General features: G+C 73.8%; 2 protein-coding genes. Both read left to right on the forward strand.

Annotated features, from left to right (window positions below; translation table 11 throughout):
* The coding region (locus ABT116_RS45025) for a hypothetical protein (protein WP_502984064.1) at window positions 1–462 on the forward strand (462 nt) is incomplete at its 5' end.
* Window positions 463–670: 208 nt separating this feature from the next.
* Window positions 671–1,576 (forward strand): NAD-dependent epimerase/dehydratase family protein (locus tag ABT116_RS45030; protein WP_351646815.1); only part of this gene is annotated, 906 nt, incomplete at its 3' end.

Here is a 1,576-nt window from a genome sequence, read left to right on the forward strand (position 1 = left end):
TGCTGGAGGAAATCGACGACGGGGCGATCTGGCTCGACGACGAGGAGATCACCGACCCGCGCGCCGACCAGGACGCCGTGCGTCGCCGGATCGGCCGCCCTGCTCGGCATGGCCGGACCCGGCGGCTCCGGGCGGCTCGACTGGGTCACCGGCGCCGACGCCGCCCTCGGCGACGACGTGGACGCACAGGCCTGGCGCACCTGGGTCGACGAGGTCGTGGCCAGCTGGGCGGCCAGTCTGCTCACCGACACCGAGCTGGCGGCCCGGGCGGTGGCCGCGCTCGCCGGCGGCAGCCACAGCACCGGCACACCGGCCGAGTTCCGCCGGCTCGTCGCCCCCGACGACGGCGACCGGAACGCCGCCGCCCTGCTGCGCCACCCCGATCTGCTCGCCCCCGTCGCCGGTCTGCACCAGGACCAGCTCCTCGACCGCCTGAACCCGGGCCGCACACTGATCGCCTGACGTTCCGGCGCCCCCCCCGCCGACCTGGGCGGACAACTCCTCACCGACCGACCTCACCCTCCGTGACTCACCGGTTTGCCGTACGCGGCCGTGCCGTGCCCGCACGGTCGTCGGAGGCTGGGCGTGAGCTCGACGGCACTCCGGCCCCTTCGCCGGCCGAGGCGCGACCGTCGTGCCGCGAGCCGCCGCCGACGGAGGAGAGACCGACATGAGCACCGCCCTCTCACGGACCTGGGAACACGTTGTCGTCACCGGTGGCGCCGGGTTCGTCGGCTCCCACCTGTGCACCGCCCTCCTGGACGCGGGCGCGGCCGTCACCTGCGTGGACGACTTCAGCACCGGTCGGCCCGAGAACATATCGCCGCTGCTCGAACGGCCCGGTTTCACGCTCGTCCAGGCCGACGTGTCCGAGGGGCTGCGGATCAAACGGACGCCGGACCTCGTGCTGCACTTCGCCTCCCCGGCGTCCCCGGCGGACTACCTGCGCCTCCCGCTGCACACCCTGGAGACCGGCAGCCTCGGCACCCGCAACGTCCTGGAGCTCGCGCACTCCGCCCGCGCCCGCTTCGTCCTCGCCTCGACCTCCGAGGTCTACGGCGACCCGCAGCAGAACCCCCAGGACGAGCGCTACTGGGGCAACGTCAACCCCGTCGGGCCGCGCAGCGTCTACGACGAGGCCAAACGTTTCGGCGAGGCGCTGACCACCGCCCACGCCGAAACCGAGGGCACCGACACCTGCATCGTGCGGCTGTTCAACACCTACGGCCCCCGCATGCGCGGCCACGACGGGCGCGCGGTGCCCACCTTCGTACGGCAGGCGCTGGCCGGCGAGCCCCTCACCGTGACCGGCGACGGCCGCCAGACCCGGTCGCTGTGCTACGTCGACGACACCGTACGCGGCATCCTCGCCGCGGCCGCCCACGGCATGCGCGGCCCCGTCAACATCGGCAACCCGACCGAGATCACCGTGCTCGACCTGGCCCGCCTGGTCGTCGAACTCGCCGAGTCCTCCTCCGAGATCCGCTACATCGAACGCCCCGTCGGCAACGACGTGCTCGGTGTCCTCGCGGTCACCCGGTGGGCCCTGGAGCGGGCCCGCAGCGGCGAGGGCCCG

It is taken from the genome of Streptomyces sp. NPDC002130 (assembly GCF_040296465.1).
Classification (GTDB): Bacteria; Actinomycetota; Actinomycetes; order Streptomycetales; family Streptomycetaceae; genus Streptomyces.